The sequence below is a fragment of the Shewanella sp. ENK2 genome (assembly GCF_043568515.1).
GTDB classification, from domain to species: Bacteria; Pseudomonadota; Gammaproteobacteria; order Enterobacterales; family Shewanellaceae; genus Shewanella; species Shewanella japonica.
The window spans coordinates 519,121-540,112 of sequence record NZ_CP171406.1; the positions used below are offsets into that span (position 1 = coordinate 519,121).

Consider the following 20,992-nt stretch of genomic DNA (forward strand, 5'->3'; position numbering starts at 1 on the left):
CCCTTAAATAGGCGTTATACGTTTCAATAGTTCGGAGTCAAAATGTTAAAGTTTTTTTCCTAATTCTATTTGTTTTTTCAACTTCAATCATAGCGGAAGAGCAAGTTACAATTTTTGTAAATGAATCAAGTTATTCTCTAGTAGGTAACAAGAAAAAGTTAGATTCAAAGTCTTTGATAAACGAATTAAGAGAACAAAACGTAAAAAGTGTTTTGTTAGCCGTAGACGTGTGTGCTGGTCCAGTCATTCTTGCAAATGTATATGTTGCACTTAGTGAGCTAAGCGTTACTGCTATCGACGTAAAAGGCGTTGGCAAGCTAGAGAAAGGTAGCTGTAAAAACGTATAACAAGAGACTATGGCGTCAATAGCTAATTTTATACTTTTGGCGCTTCCCACATCACACCATCTCTTAGCATTGAATTAAGCGTCACGACCATCTTTCTAATACAGGCAATAATGGCTACTTTCTTTGGTTTTCCGGCTGCGACTAAACGTTGGTAAGTTGATTTAAAAACAGGGTTTGATTGTATGGTTGACATCATTGCCATATACAAAACAGTCCTGACCTGATGCCGTCCACCTTGAATTTTTCGTTGGCCTTTGAAGCGACCACTTTCTTTATTCATTGGTGCAACACCAACTAATGAACTCGCTTCTTTATTATTAATATATCCAAGTTCAGGCAGGTTACTGATAATTGAAGCAGCGGCGATTTTACCTATTCCTTTCATGCTTTGTAGAATGATATTTTTGGCTTGGTAGTCGGGGTTGGACTCGATGAGTTTAACTATTTTTGCTTCTATCTTTTCTATCTGATTTTTAAATACAGTTAAGATAGGTTTGATGGTCATCGCAACCTCTTTCGGCAGAATTTGCAGCCTGTTCTTCTCCATCGTTTGCATTGCCATAATTTGATTGCGTCTTGAGACTAAATCGCTCATAGCCTGCATGATGTCAGGCTTTAAAGTAGATAGCTTAGGCTTAATCGCATCGCCATAATGAGCGATGAGCTGCGCATCTAGCCTGTCTGTTTTAGCTTTTTGACCAATGGCACCAGCAAATCGTTTTATATGTATTGGGTTCGCAATAACGAAGGGCAGATTTGCTTCAGCGCAGGCCATGATAAATGGCATTTCTAAGCGACCTGTTGCTTCAATAACGATACGTTCAGGATGGTGTTTCTTGATGAGGTTAACAGCTTCTTTAATGCCTTTATCATCGTTTTTGACGGTGAAAAAGATATCGAGTGGTCGAATATATATATCGAGCTGAAACTTACCCGTATCGACACCGATGTTAATATTTTGATTAGTTTTTGAATTCATAATAAGCTAACTCTTGCTTGCAAATGCGGGTTCGAGACCCAGTAGACTATTCGAGTGTTTTGCTTGGAGTCCTTTGTCGCGTTCTTTCTTGTTATCGGTCTCTCAATAGAGGAGCCAGCAATCAATCGAACTACGACAAGGAAAGCTTTAGTTGCAGCTAAAGCCTGGGTCTCACATTACCCGAAACAGGGAAGTATTTTTAAATTAGGTGGGTTTATTATCCATACAAGCCAATTAAGCGGGACTGCACACAGTTTGCTCGGTTTCGCTTCGCTACACATTTTAGCAAACAATTTTTAGCCCCTTATTGGAGCGTTAGCTGTACAGGGAAATCTGATAGCAGATGTCTAATAAATCTATATTACAACGATTACTTGTTGAAATAGACGAGTACAACGATTACAAAATAGATCGAGATGGTTTTGCCAATAGATTTATAAATTCAATTGAGGCACTTGAATCAATTCCGTATTTAGTAATCCAAGAGTCTAGAGATTGGCAATACCGTATTGAAACAGAAGGTTATTTCGTAGAAGAAGGTTTTGAGTCAGTAAGCGATAATATCATTCCTCATTTAAAAAGCTGGGTTAATGAGCTTATTACAAAGTACAACTAACAAGAGTTCAAGCTGTCAACTTTAACTAGATACTTCTAACTCATTTCTGTCCAAAAGTGAGTTAGCTATACTCTCCACACAAACCCCATCCAATAAAAAAGGCGACCATTTGGTCGCCTTTTAGCTGTTAACTCAATACTAGGTTAAGTTACAACTTAACCTAACTTAACGCGTGCGTTACGGAACATACGCATCCATGGGCTGTCTTCTGCCCACTCGTCTGGGTGCCATGAGTTAGCAACGGTTCTGAATACACGCTCTGGATGCGGCATCATGATGGTTACTCGGCCATCTGTTGTCGTTAGTGCAGTAATTGCATTTGGCGAACCATTCGGGTTTTGTGGGTATTGCGTTGCGATTTGACCGTTACCGTCAACATAACGCAGTGCCACTGTACCTGATGCTTCTGCAGCTGCTAATGCTTCAACAGATTTAAATTCAGCGCGACCTTCACCGTGTGATACGGCGATTGGCATGCGTGAACCTTCCATTCCTTCGAAGAAGATTGAAGGACTCTTTTGCACTTCAACCAAACTCGCACGGGCTTCAAAACGCTCTGAACGGTTACGGACAAAGTGTGGCCAATGCTCACTGCCCGGAATGATTTCTTTCAGATTAGATAACATCTGACAACCATTACAAACACCCAGCGCTAATGTCGCATCACGCTCAAAGAACTGAGAAAACTCACTGCGAGCACGCTCGTTAAATAAGATTGATTTAGCCCAGCCTTCACCAGCGCCCAGTACGTCACCATATGAGAAGCCACCACAAGCTACTAGACCTTGGAACTCTTCAAGACTAATGCGACCCGACAAGATGTCTGACATATGAACATCGCGGCTTTCAAAACCTGCGCGGTCAAATGCGGCTGCCATTTCAACGTGAGAGTTAACGCCTTGCTCACGAATAATCGCCATCTTAGGTGCTGCGCCTTTTAAGATATAAGGTGCTGCTACATCTTCACTAGGGTTAAAGCCTAATTTAACTGTTAGACCTGGGTCTTTAGCTTGCTGTTTAAGCTCAAATTCTTCTTTGGCGCATTCTGGGTTATCACGCATGGCTTGCATACGGTAAGTGGTTTCTGACCACATAGTACGAAGCGATACACGGGAATCACTGAATACTGCACGTTCACCGTCAACCACTGTGATGTTATCGTCAGTCGTTAATGTCGCAACGCTATGGCAATCAACGCCAGCAGCGGCAAATTGCGCTTTAATCGCTGCGCTATCAGATTTAGCCACTTGGATAACCGCACCTAGTTCTTCGTTAAATAAACGTTCAAGGTCGTTACCTTTAAGCGCTGCTAAATCGATATTTAGGCCAGTGTTACCAGCAAATGCCATTTCCACTAATGTGGTGAATAAGCCACCATCACTGCGGTCATGGTAAGCCATCACTTTTTGCTCAGCGACTAATGGCTGAATGACTTCAAAGAATCCACGTAAGCTTGCAGCATCATCCAAGTCTGGCGCAACATCACCCAGTTGGCTGAATACTTGTGCTAAACAAGAACCGCCTAAACGGTTTTGACCTTTGGCCAAATCAACCAATAACAGCTCAGTTTCGCCTTTGTTTGTGCGAAGCTCTGGTGTAACAGTATGACGAATGTCTTTTACCACACCAAAAGCAGTGATAACTAACGACATTGGCGATGTGACTGTTTTGTCTTGACCTGCATCATTCCACGCAGTCTTCATCGACATTGAGTCTTTACCCACAGGGATAGTTAACTCAAGCTCTGGACAAAGTTCTTCACCGACAGCTTTTACTGCTTCATAAAGACCCGCATCTTCACCTGGGTGACCTGCTGCTGACATCCAGTTAGCTGACAATTTAATGTCTTTGAATGAGCCAATATCAGTACCAGCAATGTTTAAGATTGATTCTGCTACAGCCATACGCGCTGATGCGCCAAAATCAAGTAGTGCAAGCGGTGTACGCTCACCAATCGACATAGCTTCACCAGCGTAGCTGTCAAAGCTTGATGCAGTAACAGCACAATCGGCAACTGGAACCTGCCAAGGGCCAACCATTTGGTCACGGTTAACTAAACCTGTCACTGAACGGTCGCCAATGGTGATAAGGAATGATTTATCTGCAACCGTTGGTAAATGTAGGATACGAGAAACCGCATCTTTTACATTTATTTCTGCTTGATTAAGCGCTGGCGATTTAGCTTTAGCCGAGACCACATCACGGCTCATTTTAGGCGCCTTGCCTAATAGCACTTCAAGCGGTAAATCAATTGGCTTGTTATCAAAATGGCTGTCTTCAAGGGTTAAGTGCTGCTCTTCAGTCGCATCACCCACTACAGAAAATGGAGCACGTTCACGCTCACAAATCTGTCTGAAGGTTTCTAAGTTTTCAGGCGCAACAGATAACACATAACGCTCTTGAGATTCGTTACACCAAATCTCAAGTGGGCTCATGCCTGGCTCATCTGAAGGCACATTACGTAAATTAAACAATGCGCCACGATCAGCGTCATTCACAAGCTCAGGGAAGGCATTTGATAATCCGCCAGCACCTACGTCATGAATAAATTGAATTGGGTTGTCATCACCCATCTGCCAGCAGCGATCGATCACTTCCTGACAACGACGTTCCATTTCTGGGTTTTCACGTTGTACTGAAGCAAAGTCTAAATCTTCACTAGACTGACCTGATGCCATTGATGAAGCAGCGCCGCCGCCTAAACCAATGTTCATTGCAGGGCCACCTAATACGATAAGCTTAGCGCCTACGGTGATTTCGCCTTTTTGAACATGGTCTTCACGGATGTTACCTAAACCACCAGCAAGCATAATAGGCTTGTGGTAACCACGGACTTCAACACCGTTATGGCTTGATACTTCTTGCTCGTAAGTACGGAAGTAACCCACAAGAGCTGGACGACCAAATTCGTTATTAAAAGCAGCGCCACCTAATGGGCCTTCTGTCATAATTTCTAACGGAGTAACAATACGGCTAGGTTTGCCGTAATCGCCTTCCCATGGCTGTACAAAACCAGGGATTTTAAGGTTTGATACGCTAAAACCAGTTAAGCCTGCTTTAGGTTTTGAGCCACGGCCTGTAGCGCCTTCATCACGGATTTCACCACCTGAACCTGTTGCCGCACCTGGGTATGGGCTGATGGCTGTTGGGTGGTTATGGGTTTCAACCTTCATCAAAATATGCATTGGCTCAGTGTGATAGTTATACACACCGTCTTGATCAGGGAAGAAGCGACCCGCAACGCTACCGTTCATTACCGCAGCGTTATCTTTATAAGCCGATAACACGTTATCTGGTGTCACCTCAAAGGTGTTTTTAATCATTTTAAATAATGATTTTGGCTGAACTTCACCGTCAATAGTCCAGTCAGCATTGAAGATTTTATGACGACAATGCTCTGAGTTCGCCTGTGCAAACATCATTAATTCGATGTCGTTAGGGTTACGATTTAAACGTACGAAGTTATCGACTAAGTAATCAATTTCATCTTCTGCTAGGGCTAAACCTAGTTCTACGTTGGCAACTTCTAATGCACGGCGACCTTCAGCAAGAATATTAATACTCTTAAACGGTAGCGGCTCAGTGCGTTCAAATAACACTGATGCTGCGGCAAACTCAGGTAAAATCACTTCAACCATACGATCATGGATTAAGCCTTTTACTTGCTCAAGTTGTTCGGTAGTTAATGAGGTACCGGCAACGTAATAAGCTACACCACGTTCTAAGCGTTTTACTTTGCTTAAGCCACAGTTTTTAGCGATATCGGTTGCTTTAGATGACCAAGGAGAAATGGTGCCAGGACGAGGGGTAACAAAAAATAACGAACCTTCTGGCGCATGAGATTCGATAGCAGGCCCGTAAGTTAAAATCGTTTCAAGCTGCTGATACTCTTTATCGTCAAGCTTGTCACTTAAATCGGCTAAATGGATATACTCAGCGTAAATTTGCTCAACAGGAAGGGCTGCGCTTTCGCAGGCCTCCATAAGCTTTTGAACTCTAAAAGCTGAAAGTGCTGGGGCTCCGCGAATGATCTCAATCACGTCAATTCACCTTATTGATTATATTGGTAGGGTAAGAATTGGCGCTATTATAGGGAATCAGACTATATAAATCACCTAAGAAGGCTTGCTAGAACAGTGTTTCCCGTTAACGAAAACAATCAAAAATAAACTGCTGAATATCGTGTTATTATTTCAGCAACAAATTATGATAATTTTATTTTTTTAAATTCGAATTTACTAATAAATTCAACCGTATATTTTAACAGTTACCACCAGCAGACTAGGTGAAATACAAAACTACTGCTACAGTATATTTATACCGTAAAGGTTAACGCTGTTATGTTAATTCAGGTTATGGACAATCTGAATAGCAAACCAGCATCGATATAGGCATAAAACTAGCCGCAATATCAGAGCAAGCAACACTTAATCTTGCCTAGCGATACGCAGCCATAACAAGACTATTTATCATTAACGGATTTAACAAAGAGGGATATGAGTAAACTCTTAACGATAGTCTCTATCATTTCAATCAACTTTTTACTCAGTGGGTGTCATCGTGCTGACATTACTATCACTGAATATGTTGAACAGATCCCGCAGCGTACCGTGTTAAAGGTAGGGACGCTTTACGGCTCACAAACTTACCTTAATTCAGACCAAGGTGAGAGTGGCTTTGATTATGAAATGGCCGCTAAGTTTGCTGAATATCTCAATGTTCCTCTTGAAATGGTGCCCTACCACAATCGTCAGCAGCTATTTGAAGCATTACGCCAAAATGATATTGATATTGTGGCCGCAGCGATCACAACGACTAACAATCGACGTGAGCAGTTTCTTCTCGGTCCCACATTATATGAAGTCAACCAAGTCTTAATATACAAGTCAGGGAACCTTAAACCACGAGACTTTAATGACCTACAAGGTGACATTAGCGTTATCTCAGAGTCTGCCGCGGTCGATACCTTAATTAAGTTAAAGCAATCCAACCCGAACTTGTCTTGGAAACAAATTGTTGATGGCGACAATGAAGAGCTATTTTCAATGGTCGCCTCAGGCGAAGTGCTTTATACCATTGCAGATTCCAACAGCTTACTGATCAACCAACGCTACTTACCTGAATTACGTGCAGGTATTGTCCTTGATGAGAAAACCCAAGTGGTGTGGTTACTGCCACCAGTTAACAGTGATTATTTACTGAGCTCATTACTGTCTTTTTGGCACATTCAAAAACGTAATGGCACCCTAGAGCACCTTAACGAAAAATACTTTGGCCACGTAAAGCGTTTTGACTATGTGGATACTCGTGCTTTTATTCGTGCTATCGACAATGTATTACCAGAGTATCAAGCGCTATTTGAAAAGCATGCTGGCGATTTAGATTGGCGTAAACTTGCTGCAACCGGTTATCAAGAGTCTCATTGGAACCCGCACGCCCGCTCTCCTACCGGTGTCCGTGGCATGATGATGTTAACCCAACCAACGGCAAGCTCTGTTGGTGTCGATAATCGACTTGATGCTGAACAAAGTATTCGAGGCGGCGCGATATACTTACAAAAAATGATCGATCGTTTGCCTGAGTCTATTCCTGATAGTCAGCGAATTTGGTTTGCTCTTGCGTCATATAATATTGGCTTAGGTCATGTTGAAGATGCACGTAAAATCACTCAAGGTATGGGGAAAGATCCCAGCGCATGGCGTGATGTAAAACAAGTTTTACCGTTATTGCAGCAGCGTAAGTATTACAAAAATACTCGTTATGGTTACGCAAGAGGCAACGAAGCTGCCCATTATGTTGATAATATCCGTCGTTATTACGACACCTTAGTTTGGGTTGATAATCAAAACAAAGAACAAGCGATGCTCGCAGAGTCAAAAGCCAAAGAGGCAAGCGAGCAAGAATCGACTACCGAAGAGCAGCAAGATGATAAGCCAAACGAGCTCCTTAAATCATCGGCGCAATAAGCTCATGCACACGTTAAGAAGTGTCATTTAATAAAGCATTCATAATTACTTGGTATTAATAGTGTCAGGGCATGATACTGACGTTTGAGTGCCCTACTGAATGAGAACGTCTGACTCGCCATTAACGTTAAGCGACAGGGCTTTAGTGATGTAATTAAAAGGAAGATTCAGGGTTTATAAGACATTCGTTCTAATGTCTTCACTTATACCTTATGTTCTAATAGCTTATGTTTTAACACCTTAGGTTTTAACACATTCGATTTTATTACCTGAGATTTTAACGAATAACTTTTAACGAATAACTTTTAACGAATAGATTTTAAATAATAGATTTCAACAAGTTAACAGGTGAAATATGAAAAGAAATAATAACGCTCGCCGCCGTAATATCATTAAGCTAAAGCAGCGCAAAATGCTTAACCGTCAAAAACTATTCTTCGCCTTTTTGCAGCAACAAGTCTGATTGCGCTTTTAATTGTTTTTTTAACGCTTTTTTCTCTTCCCGACGTCGCTTAAAAAACTGACTTAATTGGCTCGCGCACTCATCAGCTAATACGCCTGAATTCACGCTAAGTTGATGATTAAAATGCGAGTCTTGTAGTAGGTTTATCACACTCCCCGCCGCGCCCGTTTTTAAATCTTTAGCACCAAAGACCACTCGTTCAATTCGGCTGTGGATCATCGCCCCTGCGCACATTGGGCATGGTTCTAAGGTAACGTACAACGTGGCGCCTAACATACGGTAGTTTTCAAGCACTTTGCCTGCCGCTCTTATGCACTGCATTTCAGCATGGGCACTGGGATCATGCTCAGTAATACTTAAATTAAATCCTGATGCAATAAGCACATCGTCTTTGACCAAGACAGCTCCAACAGGCACCTCACCTAATTCTTCAGCTTTAGTCGCCAGCGCTAAAGCCACTCGCATCCACTTTTCATCTTGAGCTGCACGTACCGCTAACTCTTCAGCAGTTAATGGCTTAGCCTGACTCCTTTGCTGCTTTTGGCTGATATGGACTTTGTTTTCTAACGTCATGAGTGTCTCTTAGGCTTTGCTATGTTTAACTTACTGAATATAGCTTAATCATTAAATCTTATCGTGAATGGCAATGCATCCAACTTCACTAGATTATACGGCAAACAGCAATAAATTTATCTCAATAAAAAAGGCGCCTAAGCGCCTTTTTTAATTAATGGAAACTTATTCCCATTCGATTGTCGCAGGTGGCTTACCCGAGATATCGTAAACCACACGTGAAATACCATCGATTTCATTAATGATTCGGTTCGATACACGACCTAAGAAGTCGTATGGTAAGTGTGCCCAATGCGCCGTCATAAAGTCGATAGTTTCAACTGCACGTAGTGAAACAACCCAGTCATATTTACGGCCATCACCCATAACACCTACAGAGCGTACTGGTAGGAATACAGTAAAGGCTTGGCTGACCTTATGGTAAAGATCTGCTTTATGCAGTTCTTCAATAAAGATAGCATCAGCTAAACGCAGTAAGTCACAGTACTCTTTTTTCACTTCACCAAGAACACGCACACCTAAACCTGGTCCAGGGAATGGGTGACGGTAAAGCATGTCGTATGGCAGACCTAGCTCTAAACCAATCTTACGGACTTCATCTTTAAATAATTCACGTAAAGGTTCTACTAAACCCAGCTCCATATCATCTGGTAGTCCGCCTACATTGTGATGAGACTTAATCACATGGGCTTTACCGGTGGCGCTGCCTGCTGATTCAATAACGTCAGGGTAAATTGTGCCTTGCGCTAACCATTTAGCATTGACACATTTCTTTGATTCTTCATCGAAGATATCAACAAATACATGACCAATAATTTTACGTTTAGCTTCTGGATCAGCTTCACCAGCCATCGCGTCTAAGAATCGATTTTCAGCGTCAACATGGACAATGTTCAGTCCGAAGTGGTCACCAAACATTTCCATCACTTGATTAGCTTCGTTTAAACGTAGTAAGCCGTTATCCACGAACACACACGTTAATTTGTCACCAATGGCGCGGTGCAGCAGCATAGCGACTACTGATGAATCGACACCACCTGATAAGCCTAAGATAACTTCATCATCACCGATTTGTTTTTTCAAACGTTCAATTGCATCTTCGATAATTGAAGAAGGTTTCCAGTTGGCATCACAACCACAAATGTCTAATGCAAAGTGCTCAAGCATGCGCTTGCCTTGACGAGTATGGGTAACTTCTGGGTGAAATTGAACGCCGTAAAAACGCTTGTCTTCATTCGCCATTGCAGCATATGGACAGGTTTCTGTTTTAGCGACAGTAACAAAACCTTCTGGGATTTCAGAAACTTTATCGCCGTGACTCATCCATACATCAAGCAAAGGTTTGCCTTCAGCGCTAATCGCATCTTCAATGCTTTTAAATAACGCCGATTCAGTTTGAATTTCAACTTGTGCGTAGCCAAACTCACCTTCACCTACACCTTGAATCACTTTACCGCCAAGCTGCTCAGACATAGTTTGCATGCCATAACAAATGCCTAAGACAGGCACACCGGCATTGAATACATACTCAGAGGCACGTGGTGAGTTTTCTGCGGTCACACTTTCTGGACCACCTGCTAAGATGATGCCGTTTGGAGCAAATTCTTTAATTTGCTCCTCAGATACATCCCAAGCCCAAAGCTCACAATAAACACCGATTTCACGAATACGGCGGGCGATTAACTGCGTGTATTGCGATCCAAAATCTAGGATCAGGATTTTATGCTCATGAATGTTGCTCATGGGATACCTTATATCTGGGTTTACTTTTAAAAACAGTATTCTTCGTAGGTGTACTTCAACCTTGTCTCATTGTGTATTGTTAGTCACCACTGACGAGAAAAGGTTGAAAAAAACGGCATAACAATATGCCGCTTTATGATTTAAGAACCGCTACGATAATTCGGCGCTTCTTTACTGATCGTAACGTCATGAACATGAGACTCGCCCATACCCGCTGAGGTAATTTTTACGAATTCAGCTTTTTCATTTAATTCTTTAATGGTGGCGCAACCCGTCAGACCCATACAAGAACGTAAACCGCCCATGTGTTGGTGAATGATTTCTTTTAACTTACCTTTATAAGCAACTCGCCCTTCAATACCTTCAGGTACTAATTTGTCAGCAGCGTTATCGCTTTGGAAGTAACGGTCAGAAGACCCTTGAGTTTGCGTCATCGCACCTAATGAGCCCATACCACGGTATGACTTATAAGCTCGGCCATTGTATAGCTCTGTTTCACCCGGTGCTTCTTCAGTACCCGCAAACATTGAACCTGCCATGATGCATGATGCACCAGCAGCTAAGGCTTTAGCTAAGTCACCCGAGAAACGAATACCACCATCAGCAATAACTGGGATATCTAAATGTTTAACCGCTGCTGCAGCGTCAGATACCGCTGTAATTTGTGGCACACCCACACCAGTAACGATACGAGTGGTACAAATAGAACCTGGACCAATACCCACTTTAACGGCATCAACACCAGCGTCTACTAAGGCTAAAGCGCCTTCAGCTGTTGCTACGTTACCGCCAACAATTTGTAAATCAGGGAATGCAGCACGAGTATCACGAATACGTTGTAAAACGCCTTCTGAATGGCCATGTGAAGAGTCAATCAGCAATACGTCAACACCCGCTTTAACGAGCGCCGCAATACGCTCTTCGTTGCCAGCACCTGCGCCAACAGCTGCACCAACACGTAAGCGACCTAATTCGTCTTTACATGCATTAGGCTTACGCTCTGCTTTTTGGAAATCTTTAACCGTGATTAAGCCTTTTAGCTTAAAGTTATCGTCAACCACTAATACTTTTTCAACGCGGTGTGAATGCATTAGTGTTTGCACTTCATCTAACTTAGTCCCTTCAAGCACAGTCACTAGACGATCTTTCGGCGTCATAACTTGCTCTACAGTACGGCTCCAGTCAGTAATGAAGCGAACGTCACGGCCAGTAATAATACCCACAAGCTCATTAGCATCGTTAATCACTGGATAACCAGCAAAGCCATTGCGTTCAGTTAATTCTTTTAACTCAGCAAGTGTGGTGCTTGGCGTGACGGTTACAGGTTGTTGAACGATACCCGCTTCGTAAATTTTAACTTTACGAACTTCTTCAGCTTGTTGTTCAATCGTCATATTTTTATGAATAAAACCTAAACCACCTTCTTGCGCCATGGCGATCGCTAAGCGAGCTTCAGTGACCGTATCCATTGCAGCAGAAACGATTGGGGTGTTTAATTCAATTTTTTTAGTCAGACGAGTTTTTAGAACAGCGGTATTTGGGAGGACGGTTGAGTGAGCAGGCACAAGTAGTACATCATCAAATGTTAGTGCGTCATTTCTTAATCTTAACATGCAACATCTCCCAGAAAGTGTAGGGGTTGGAAAGGGTAAATATTGCGGCGGGATTATACCTTGCATATTTAGGTTGGTAAATGGAAAATAGTTAAAAAATACTCTTAGTCGGTTGAATTTGATGAAAAGCTCGAAAAATAATGTTTACACGGTTTCCCGTTTAAACGGCGAAGTCCGCCAGCTGCTTGAAGGTGAGCTAGGTAAGGTGTGGCTTGAGGCCGAAATCTCGAACTTTGTTTCCCCAAATTCAGGTCATTGGTATATGACATTAAAAGACAGTCGCTCACAAATTCGCTGTGCGATGTTTAAAGGTCGTAATCAAACCGTGCCATTTAAACCTATTAATGGCCAACAAGTATTAGTTAAAGGTTCTATCAGTGTTTATGAACCTCGTGGCGACTATCAATTACTTTTAGAGTCAATGCTGCCAGCTGGAGATGGATTACTTGCACAGCAATATGAAGCGCTTAAGCTTAAATTAGCTGCCGAAGGCTTATTTGCAACAGAAACCAAGCGACCATTACCGCAAAATATTCAACGAATTGGTGTTATTACCTCTGCCACTGGTGCTGCGGTTAGAGATGTGGTTAAAGTGCTTTCTACTCGCGACCCGTCAATTGAAGTGGTGGTTTACCCAACCCAAGTACAAGGCGCGACTGCAGCGAAACAAATCATTAAGGCAATCTCCACGGCCAATAGACGTTTAGAGGTCGACATTTTATTGCTTACCCGCGGCGGTGGCTCTTTAGAAGATTTATGGTGCTTTAACGATGAAGACTTAGCCCATGCTATTTATAATAGCGCCCTGCCCGTTGTCAGTGCGGTAGGTCATGAAATTGATACCACTATCAGTGATTATGTCGCAGATGTAAGAGCTCCGACGCCTTCTGCTGGCGCAGAGTTATTATCAGATGATAAAGGTAATAAGACCCAAAAGCTTAACTCGACCTTTTCACGGTTACGACAATCAATGCGTCATTACTTATTACATCAAAGCACGCAACTCAGTGAGTTAAGCCACCAGCTACAACGTGAAGATCCTAAAAGGCAGCTACAACAACTTGAGCAACGCTTTGATGAAATACAGTTAAAGCTTGAATCAGCCCTGCGTCATAAGCTTGCTAATGCAACATTAGCTCAGCAACAACTTAAGAGTCGACTGCAACAGCGATCACCCGCTCATAAGCTAACCTTAGAGCAAAACAAAGTGAGTTATCTCACCAATCGTTTAAAAGAAGCAATGAAAGCAAGGCTAGTCAATGCCAATCAGCAAGTGAATTACAGTGCGCATCAACTAGAAACCGTTAGCCCATTAGCGACATTAAGCCGTGGTTACAGTATTACCCGTGATGGTAAAGGCAATATTTTACAAAATGCCCAACAGGTAAAAGCGGGCGAAACGCTAACGACCAAGCTGTATCAAGGTGAAATTAAATCAGTGGTAGTGTAATTGGCCCCAAACGGCCAATGATAGAAATCACTGATAACAAAATCCCGCATTAAGCGGGATTTTGTTAATTGATTTATGACGTTCCATCGTTGTAAGTTTAATCAGTATTGTTATTTAATCGCTTTGTTGTTAACACTGCTCGCTGAACACCCAACAACAAGAGTATGAGTAACGAAGTCCACGCCATACTGCCGCCACTGACATGCACCTCTGTTTCAATCACTTCAATGTATTCTTCCTCATAAACCGCATCTCTATCACTACTTTCTAATGGTAATGCATATAATCCATCAGACTCTTCACTACTTAATGTCGCCACAATGTCCTCGTACCCCAGTTCATATAAATCAATCAACACATCGTAATAATCAGTTTTATAACCTTGAGCTAATGTCGTTAATACTTCGTAATCGTCATCGGTAGCATCACCATAGATAGTAAACACATCGGTAGAATAATAATGCTCCCAAGGGCCTCCATTACGACTTAAATAAAGTTCGGCATAAACATTAGCAGCCTCTCCTTGAGTAAAACCATAAACATCGGCATCAAAGGTCACGCTAAACGTTTGGTAAAAACCATCTTCATCTAAATCATCAAATAAACGACTATAAGCGGCATAAATGTCAAAATCTCGATAACCGACGATAGCCTGCTGATTTACCTGAGCCTTTTGTATTTTACTTAGCCCTGTACCATTCGATAAGCTTTGCGCAGCAGGCGAACCTTGTTGCACTTTTGCAGACATGACACCACTTGCCCGAAGCGCTATGATCTCGCTGCGGCTCAGTTTCTCTGCATGATTTTTTCCTGCGGACTCACCAGCTTGTCGCTGTTGCTTCTCTTTTAACACAAGTTCATTCAGGGTACTTTTTTGTTGTTCAGTCAATACGCCATGTTGAGCCTTAGACGGATCCCCCTGCTCAATGCTTGAGAGTTGACGCCCCTCACTGACAATTATGCTTTGCTGTGAAGTACTTGCCATTACTGACATCGAAGCAACGCCCATCACTAGCATCAAAAAACGACTTATTGAGCTTATAGCGAACAATCTAATACGTCTTAAACATGGGTATTGTCTATTCATGTGTGTTCCCTCTTAATTGATATCACAGCCATCAATGGGTGATTGAATCACCGTGATTCCGTATCGTTAATGAGGGTTATTTAAGAACACTGAAAATGAATGCAAGCTGAACAGTAGAAGTAGAATATTGACAACAAGTTCTAGTTAACCATCAGAAATTGGTGATTAAATACAATTAAACGACCATTCATCTTACATTCATATTAGCCGCGCAATACTTCATTTCACAAAGGGAATGCAACTTCATACATAGCAGATGTTTCTATATTGAAAGGGATCTTTTACACTGATGACTGATTTCAAAGATAAATATTGAATTGGATTTGGCAATGAGCAAAGTAACAATGAAATTAAGCATACCTGTGTTAACGCTAATGTTGAGCTTTCTCAATATTGGATTAACCCAAGCTGCGCCTATTTCAGCTGTTTCTTCTATCGCATGGGGACAATCAACTCATCATGCTTCTCATCAAGCACCGAACCAAAATAAACGAAATCAACCTAAGAAATTAGCAATCAACAGTTCACAGCAAGCGGCACAAGTTGCTAAAAGGCAATACGCTGCCAAAGTGCTTTCTGTTCAGTCAACATCAGTGAATGGTTCTCCTGGCTATCGAGTCAAACTGCTTTCTAATAAAGGCATGGTGTTTTACGCCACCGTGAATGCACGTACCGGTTCAGTTTCGAGGAATTAACCATGAGAATATTGTTAGTTGAAGATGATTTAGGCTTGCAAAGAAACCTAACCGAGCATTTACAAGCCGCAAATTACAGTGTCGATATATCATCGGATGGTGAAGATGGCTTGTTTCAAGCAACAGAATATCCCTACGATGCTGCTATTATTGATGTGGGTTTACCTAAGATTGATGGATTGAATTTGATTACTCAGTTACGCAATCAACAAATTGATTACCCTATTTTGATCCTCACCGCCCGAGATGGTTGGCAAGATAAGGTCCTAGGGTTAGATTCTGGCGCCGATGATTATCTTACCAAACCGTTTCAGCCAGAAGAGCTGGTTGCTCGCCTGAATGCGCTTATTCGCCGCTCAGTCGGTCAGGCAAGTCCTATTGTTTCTAATGGTCCATTTAATTTAAATACACGCACGCTTGAACTAACCCATAATCAAGAGTCAATTATTCTCAGTAGCTCTGAATTTAAATTATTCGAATATTTCATGTTGCATCAAGGTGAAGTGATTTCTAAACCAACTTTGATAGAGCATATTTATGATCAAGATTTTGATTTAGACTCAAATGTCATTGAAGTTTTTATTCGCCGTTTACGAAAAAAGCTCGACCCTAACAGTGAATATAAATTGATTGAAACCTTGCGTGGGCAAGGCTATCGCTTACGCGCGTTAAGTTAATCTTATGCGCACTAAAATGACGAGGTTTATCGCAAATCAATTATCTAAGTTGACTCGTTTAGTGCAGCTTAAGAACAAGTCATTTTCGTTAAAATCTGCCCAGCTAGATTCGCTTAAGTTAAGGCTAATGCTTAGCGGGTTATTGCTAATTGTGGTGTTATTGCCATTAATTGGTGTGACAGTTAATAGCGCTTTTCAGCATCAAATAACGCAATCAATTAACCAACAATTACGTGCTTATGTTTACTCTGTGTTAGCTGTAGCAGAAGTGAAAGATGATAGCGTAGTCATGCCTAATTATTTACTCGAAAATCAATTTAATGTGATCGGCTCAGGTCTATATGCCCTTATTACTACTGATAATCAAATGGTGTGGCAGTCAGAGTCTTTCTTTGGATTAAGCCTCCCAACGCCAGCTAAAACAGAACTCGCGCTGCCTACTCCACCTATGGGGGAAGGAAAGCTGACTCAAGTAAGCTTTGATGACTTGGCAGGCAATGGCGATAACAATCATGTGGTTTATAGTTTCAGTGTCAGTTTTGAAACACCCAATGCGCCGCTACCTATTACAGTCCATATCATTAAGGACGATGCTGATTATCAAAAACAGATCAGCGAATTTAGCGCTACATTGTGGACTTGGCTGATTATTTTGATGCTTGTATTAGTGCTAATCCAAGCAATTTGGCTATTCTGGACGTTAAAACCCTTAAACCAATTTACGCGTGAGCTCGCCTTGGTAGATCAAGGTCAGCAAACTCGACTGAACTCTAACTACCCAGCTGAACTAAATGCAGTCGCAAAACAGCTCAATGTTTTACTCAGCACTGAACAACAGCAACGTCAGCGATATCGAAATGCATTAGTCGATTTAGCCCACAGCTTAAAAACCCCATTAGCAGTATTGCAAAGCCAAAGCGATTTAAGTGAAGACTCTAAAGAGCAAGCAAGCAACATTAATAACATCATCAGTTATCAGCTAAATAAAGCAAAAATGTCAGCCAATACTGCATGGCATTTAGGGGTAAGTATTGATGAAGTCGCAGGGAAGCTGATTAGAACATTATCGAAAATTCATCAACACTCATCATTAGATATTGATTATCAATCACAAGCTGGGTTGATATTTAAAGGTGATGAAACGGATCTAAGCGAAATGTTAGGTAATTTACTCGATAACGCCTGCAAAGCTGCGAAGTCTCAAGTGTGCTTGTCAGTAACGCAATCAGAGTCATGTTTATTTTTTATTATTGAAGATGATGGTAAAGGCTTAACGGATCAACAAAAAGAGACCATCTTTGAACGTGGTATGCGTGCTGATACTTACCATCAAGGTCATGGCATTGGACTTGCCATTGTGAAAGATTTAGTCACGAGCTATGAAGGTACACTCACTGTCAGTAAATCCGCTGAATATGGCGGCGCTAAATTTATGCTCAGTTTTGCTCGCTAATATTATTGGGAAGCTAACCTGCTGCTAGACTTTTGCTAAGGATTGCTAACCTATTATCATAAATGGCTAGCGTATTGCTAAAAACTGCCGCTAATGCTTTCTTCTAAAAACTCGTTTAACTCAATCTCGTAGCTGTTACTGCCGCTATGTTTTACTGCATATAGTGCTTTTAATTATTTGTTGCTCATCCTTGTGGTCACTTTTCTATTAATTTCTACGCTCATAATGGCCGCTTTCATCTTACGTTCATTTTCACTTGGTTAAGCTAGTTCTATCATTCGCAAAGTATCGATATTCGATATCTGGAGATTTTATGAGACGACTGCATTTTCCACATAAGCTACTCAAGGCTGGCATTATCAGTCTGAGCTTGCTGGTGCCTTTCTCGGTCATCGCCTCTGACAATAATGACACGCAGTATCAACAAACTCTGCCATCTGAAGCTGAATTGGCGCAAATGCTCGCGCCAATAGCGCTTTATCCTGATAGTTTACTGACGCATATTTTAATTGCATCGACATACCCACTAGAAGTTGTACAAGCTCGTCGCTGGGAGGAACAACACAAGCATTTATCAAGCGAGCAGAAGATGCAGCAAGCTGAATCACAGTCATGGGATCCAAGCGTGACCGCATTAGTGGCCTTTCCTACAGTACTTGAAAAGCTCAATGAAGACTTAGCCTGGACTCAACATTTAGGGGAAGCATTTTTACAAGATGAAGCAAGTGTTCTTGCAAGCATTCAAACACTAAGACAACAAGCAGATGATGCTGATAGCTTCGATAATATGGATAACATGACCGTTACCCGCGTTGAAAAACAAATCATTATTGAACCGGCAAAACCTGAAGTCATTTACGTGCCAGTTTATGACCCAAGAATTGTATACGGTCACTGGCGCTGGCATGCTTACCCACCAGTCTATTGGCATTACCCCGCTTACGCCTACTATCGACCACATCGCCCGATATATTGGGGGCCGAGTGTTTACATCAACTTTAATTATTTCTTTGGTGCAGTCCACTGGTCACATCATCGAGTTGTCGTGGTTAATCACCGTCACACCCGATATTACCGCAAGCCACATAAAATAGCTTATAGCAGCGGCTCAAAGCGTTGGAAGCATAGTCCGACTCATAGACGAGGTGTTGCGTATAAGTCGCCGAAAGTCAGCCACCGTTACGATAAGCTACGTCATAACAAGGTCAAGGTGGCTCATCATTCAACTAAGCATGGCATCAAAAGCAGCCAGCTTAATAAATCACATTATGCCAAGCAGTCGCAGCAAAGAGTCAATAAAGCGCTGAAGCACAATAAGGCGCATGCTGTCAGTAAATCGGTTAAATCCGATAAAGCATACAAGGCAACAAAGGCGAATAAAGCGGCGCATTTGAACAGAAGCACACATGTGAACAAAAGCGCCCATGGAAATAAAAATACCCATAAGTCGACAGCCTATAAAAGCCCGTCGAACGCAAAAGCATCAAGCCATCAAAATAAGGTGAAATCACATCAAATGAAAAGTGCAGCGAGCTCAAAACAGTACGCTTCGAATCGTACAAGTGCTACCCGTTCAAGTCATAATAAGACGATGACCCAATCAAGAAATTCATCTTATAAAGCGTCAACTCCACGGATGTCGTCTCAAAGAAGTACTGCTCAACGAAGTCATCGTACAAGTGCACCTAAACAAAAAGTACGTTAAATAGTGAGCTATAAATTTATGCCATAAAAAAAGCCTGAACATCATTCAGGCTTTTTATTGGCAATAAATAGCGTTTAATACTACTTTTTACGGCTGTTAATATGGCTCATAGCGCGTTTACGTCGACGCTCTTGGCTAATGGTTAGCTTTTCGTTCTTACCTTGGAACGGGTTCGCACCTTCTTGGAAACGAATTTGAATCGGCGTACCAATCACTTTTAATGAACGACGGAAGTAATTCATCATATAGCGTTTGTATGAATCCGGTAATTTGCTTACTTGGTTACCATGCACCACGACGATTGGCGGGTTATATCCACCTGCGTGAGCATATTTCAATTTAACACGGCGACCATGCACTAACGGTGGCTGATGATCATCTTGTGACATTTGCATAATACGTGTCAGCATTGAAGTACTCACACGACGAGTCGCACTGTCGTAAGCTTCTTCAATAGACTCATATAAATGGCCAACGCCTGTTCCGTGAAGTGCTGAAATAAAATGAATGCGGGCAAAATCAATAAAGCCTAAGCGGCGATCAAGTTCGCTTTTAACACTTTCTTTAAAGTCTTGGTCAAGACCATCCCATTTATTCACTGCTAATACAATTGCACGCCCTGCGTTTAACGCAAAACCTAATAGACCAAGATCTTGCTCTGTAATACCATCTTGCGCATCGATAACAAGTAGAACAACGTTTGAATCCTCAACCGCTTTCAGGGTTTTAATAACAGAGAATTTTTCGATTGTCTCATGCACTTTGCTACGGCGGCGAACACCAGCAGTATCAATCAACACGTACTCACGACCTTCACGTTCCATAGGAATATAAATACTGTCACGAGTCGTACCAGGAGCATCATAAACAACAACACGTTCTTCACCTAAAATACGGTTAGTCAGCGTTGATTTTCCTACATTGGGTTTACCGATAATAGCCAATTTGATTGGCAAACTTTGCAAGCGCTCTTGCTCAGCTTCAGCTTCTTCTTCAGTATACTCACGAACGTCTTCGTCTTGCTCATCTGTTTCTTCACGCTTGATACCCATCGCTTCTGCATACGGTGCTAGTGAGTATTCAATCATATTTGTGACACCACGACCTTGAGCCGCAGCCATTTGGTAAACTTCACCTAAACCCAGTGACCAAAATTCAGCACAAGCAGAATCAGCATCAATACCGTCAACTTTGTTTGCAACAACGAAAGTCGTTTTATCACGGCTTCGTAAATGCTCAGCAATGGCTAAATCCGCAGCTGTTAAGCCGGCACGAGCATCCGTTAAAAACAGTACAACATCAGCTTCTTCAATCGCCGCTAGCGACTGTTCAGCCATTTTGGTTTCGATCCCTTCTTCAGTGCCATCGATACCGCCAGTATCAACCACAATAAATTCGTAACCAGATAAAAAAGCACGACCATATTTACGGTCACGAGTTAAACCTGGAAAATCGGCGACAAGCGCATCTCTTGTGCGAGTAAGACGGTTAAATAAAGTTGACTTACCAACATTAGGTCGCCCGACAAGGGCCACTACAGGGATCATGATTTTGCCTCTAAAAACTTTTAAATAAAAAGCCCCCGGAACACACTTCCAGGGGCTCTAATAGGGTTTCAGGTTTAA

At 42.0% G+C, this 20,992-nt stretch carries 14 protein-coding genes; 7 read left to right on the forward strand and 7 right to left on the reverse strand.

The genetic code is table 11. The features are described 5' to 3' along the window. Positions 1-375: 375 nt before the first annotated feature. Positions 376-1,326 (reverse strand): IS110 family transposase, encoded by a 951-nt coding sequence (locus ACGEDC_RS02465; protein WP_394496233.1) that lies wholly within the window; start codon positions 1,324-1,326, stop codon positions 376-378. Positions 1,327-1,669: 343 nt separating this feature from the next. On the opposite strand from ACGEDC_RS02465, the gene ACGEDC_RS02470 reads away from it, so the two are divergent. After that, a complete protein-coding gene (locus ACGEDC_RS02470; protein WP_394496235.1) occupies positions 1,670-1,942 on the forward strand; it encodes a hypothetical protein in 273 nt (90 codons plus the stop codon). 155 nt (positions 1,943-2,097) lie between these two features. On the opposite strand, the gene purL is transcribed toward ACGEDC_RS02470, so the two are convergent. Next, complete coding sequence (gene purL / locus ACGEDC_RS02475; protein WP_394498212.1) at positions 2,098-5,979, reverse strand: phosphoribosylformylglycinamidine synthase; 3,882 nt, start codon at positions 5,977-5,979, stop codon at positions 2,098-2,100. A gap of 459 nt (positions 5,980-6,438) precedes the next feature. Between purL and mltF the strand changes: the two genes are divergently transcribed. Further along, positions 6,439-7,908 carry a membrane-bound lytic murein transglycosylase MltF gene (mltF, locus tag ACGEDC_RS02480; protein ID WP_055025665.1) on the forward strand — a complete coding sequence of 490 codons (1,470 nt, stop codon included), beginning with the start codon at positions 6,439-6,441 and terminating at the stop codon, positions 7,906-7,908. Positions 7,909-8,338: 430 nt separating this feature from the next. Here mltF and tadA read toward each other — a convergent pair whose 3' ends face one another. From tadA to guaB, 3 genes are all read right to left on the reverse strand, one after another. Continuing rightward, a complete protein-coding gene (gene tadA, locus ACGEDC_RS02485) occupies positions 8,339-8,944 on the reverse strand; it encodes a tRNA adenosine(34) deaminase TadA (RefSeq protein ID WP_394496237.1) in 606 nt (201 codons plus the stop codon). A gap of 165 nt (positions 8,945-9,109) precedes the next feature. Then, positions 9,110-10,687 (reverse strand): glutamine-hydrolyzing GMP synthase, encoded by a 1,578-nt coding sequence (gene guaA / locus ACGEDC_RS02490; protein WP_055025666.1) that lies wholly within the window; start codon positions 10,685-10,687, stop codon positions 9,110-9,112. A 140-nt stretch (positions 10,688-10,827) separates the two neighbouring features. Then, positions 10,828-12,300, reverse strand: a complete 1,473-nt coding sequence (guaB, locus tag ACGEDC_RS02495; protein ID WP_394496240.1) for an IMP dehydrogenase — start codon at positions 12,298-12,300, stop codon at positions 10,828-10,830. A gap of 121 nt (positions 12,301-12,421) precedes the next feature. On the opposite strand from guaB, the gene xseA reads away from it, so the two are divergent. After that, entirely contained in the window at positions 12,422-13,750 is a 1,329-nt protein-coding gene (gene xseA, locus ACGEDC_RS02500) for an exodeoxyribonuclease VII large subunit (protein WP_394496242.1), read from the forward strand. A gap of 97 nt (positions 13,751-13,847) precedes the next feature. Here xseA and ACGEDC_RS02505 read toward each other — a convergent pair whose 3' ends face one another. Next, complete coding sequence (locus tag ACGEDC_RS02505; protein ID WP_394496244.1) at positions 13,848-14,837, reverse strand: choice-of-anchor H family protein; 990 nt, start codon at positions 14,835-14,837, stop codon at positions 13,848-13,850. A gap of 329 nt (positions 14,838-15,166) precedes the next feature. Here ACGEDC_RS02505 and ACGEDC_RS02510 point away from each other — a divergent pair, with 329 nt between their 5' ends. The 4 genes from ACGEDC_RS02510 (at position 15,167) to ACGEDC_RS02525 (ending at position 19,367) form a co-directional block, all read left to right on the forward strand. Then, complete coding sequence (locus ACGEDC_RS02510) at positions 15,167-15,532, forward strand: PepSY domain-containing protein (RefSeq protein WP_394496246.1); 366 nt, start codon at positions 15,167-15,169, stop codon at positions 15,530-15,532. A 2-nt stretch (positions 15,533-15,534) separates the two neighbouring features. Next, complete coding sequence (locus tag ACGEDC_RS02515) at positions 15,535-16,209, forward strand: response regulator transcription factor (RefSeq protein ID WP_394496248.1); 675 nt, start codon at positions 15,535-15,537, stop codon at positions 16,207-16,209. Between the two features lie 127 nt (positions 16,210-16,336). Next, positions 16,337-17,662, forward strand: coding sequence for an ATP-binding protein (locus tag ACGEDC_RS02520; protein WP_394498214.1), 1,326 nt, complete (start codon positions 16,337-16,339; stop codon positions 17,660-17,662). A 313-nt stretch (positions 17,663-17,975) separates the two neighbouring features. Beyond that, complete coding sequence (locus ACGEDC_RS02525) at positions 17,976-19,367, forward strand: DUF3300 domain-containing protein (protein ID WP_394496250.1); 1,392 nt, start codon at positions 17,976-17,978, stop codon at positions 19,365-19,367. A gap of 80 nt (positions 19,368-19,447) precedes the next feature. Here ACGEDC_RS02525 and der read toward each other — a convergent pair whose 3' ends face one another. Then, positions 19,448-20,914 (reverse strand): ribosome biogenesis GTPase Der, encoded by a 1,467-nt coding sequence (gene der / locus ACGEDC_RS02530; RefSeq protein ID WP_372037692.1) that lies wholly within the window; start codon positions 20,912-20,914, stop codon positions 19,448-19,450. Between the last annotated feature and the right edge of the window lie 78 nt (positions 20,915-20,992).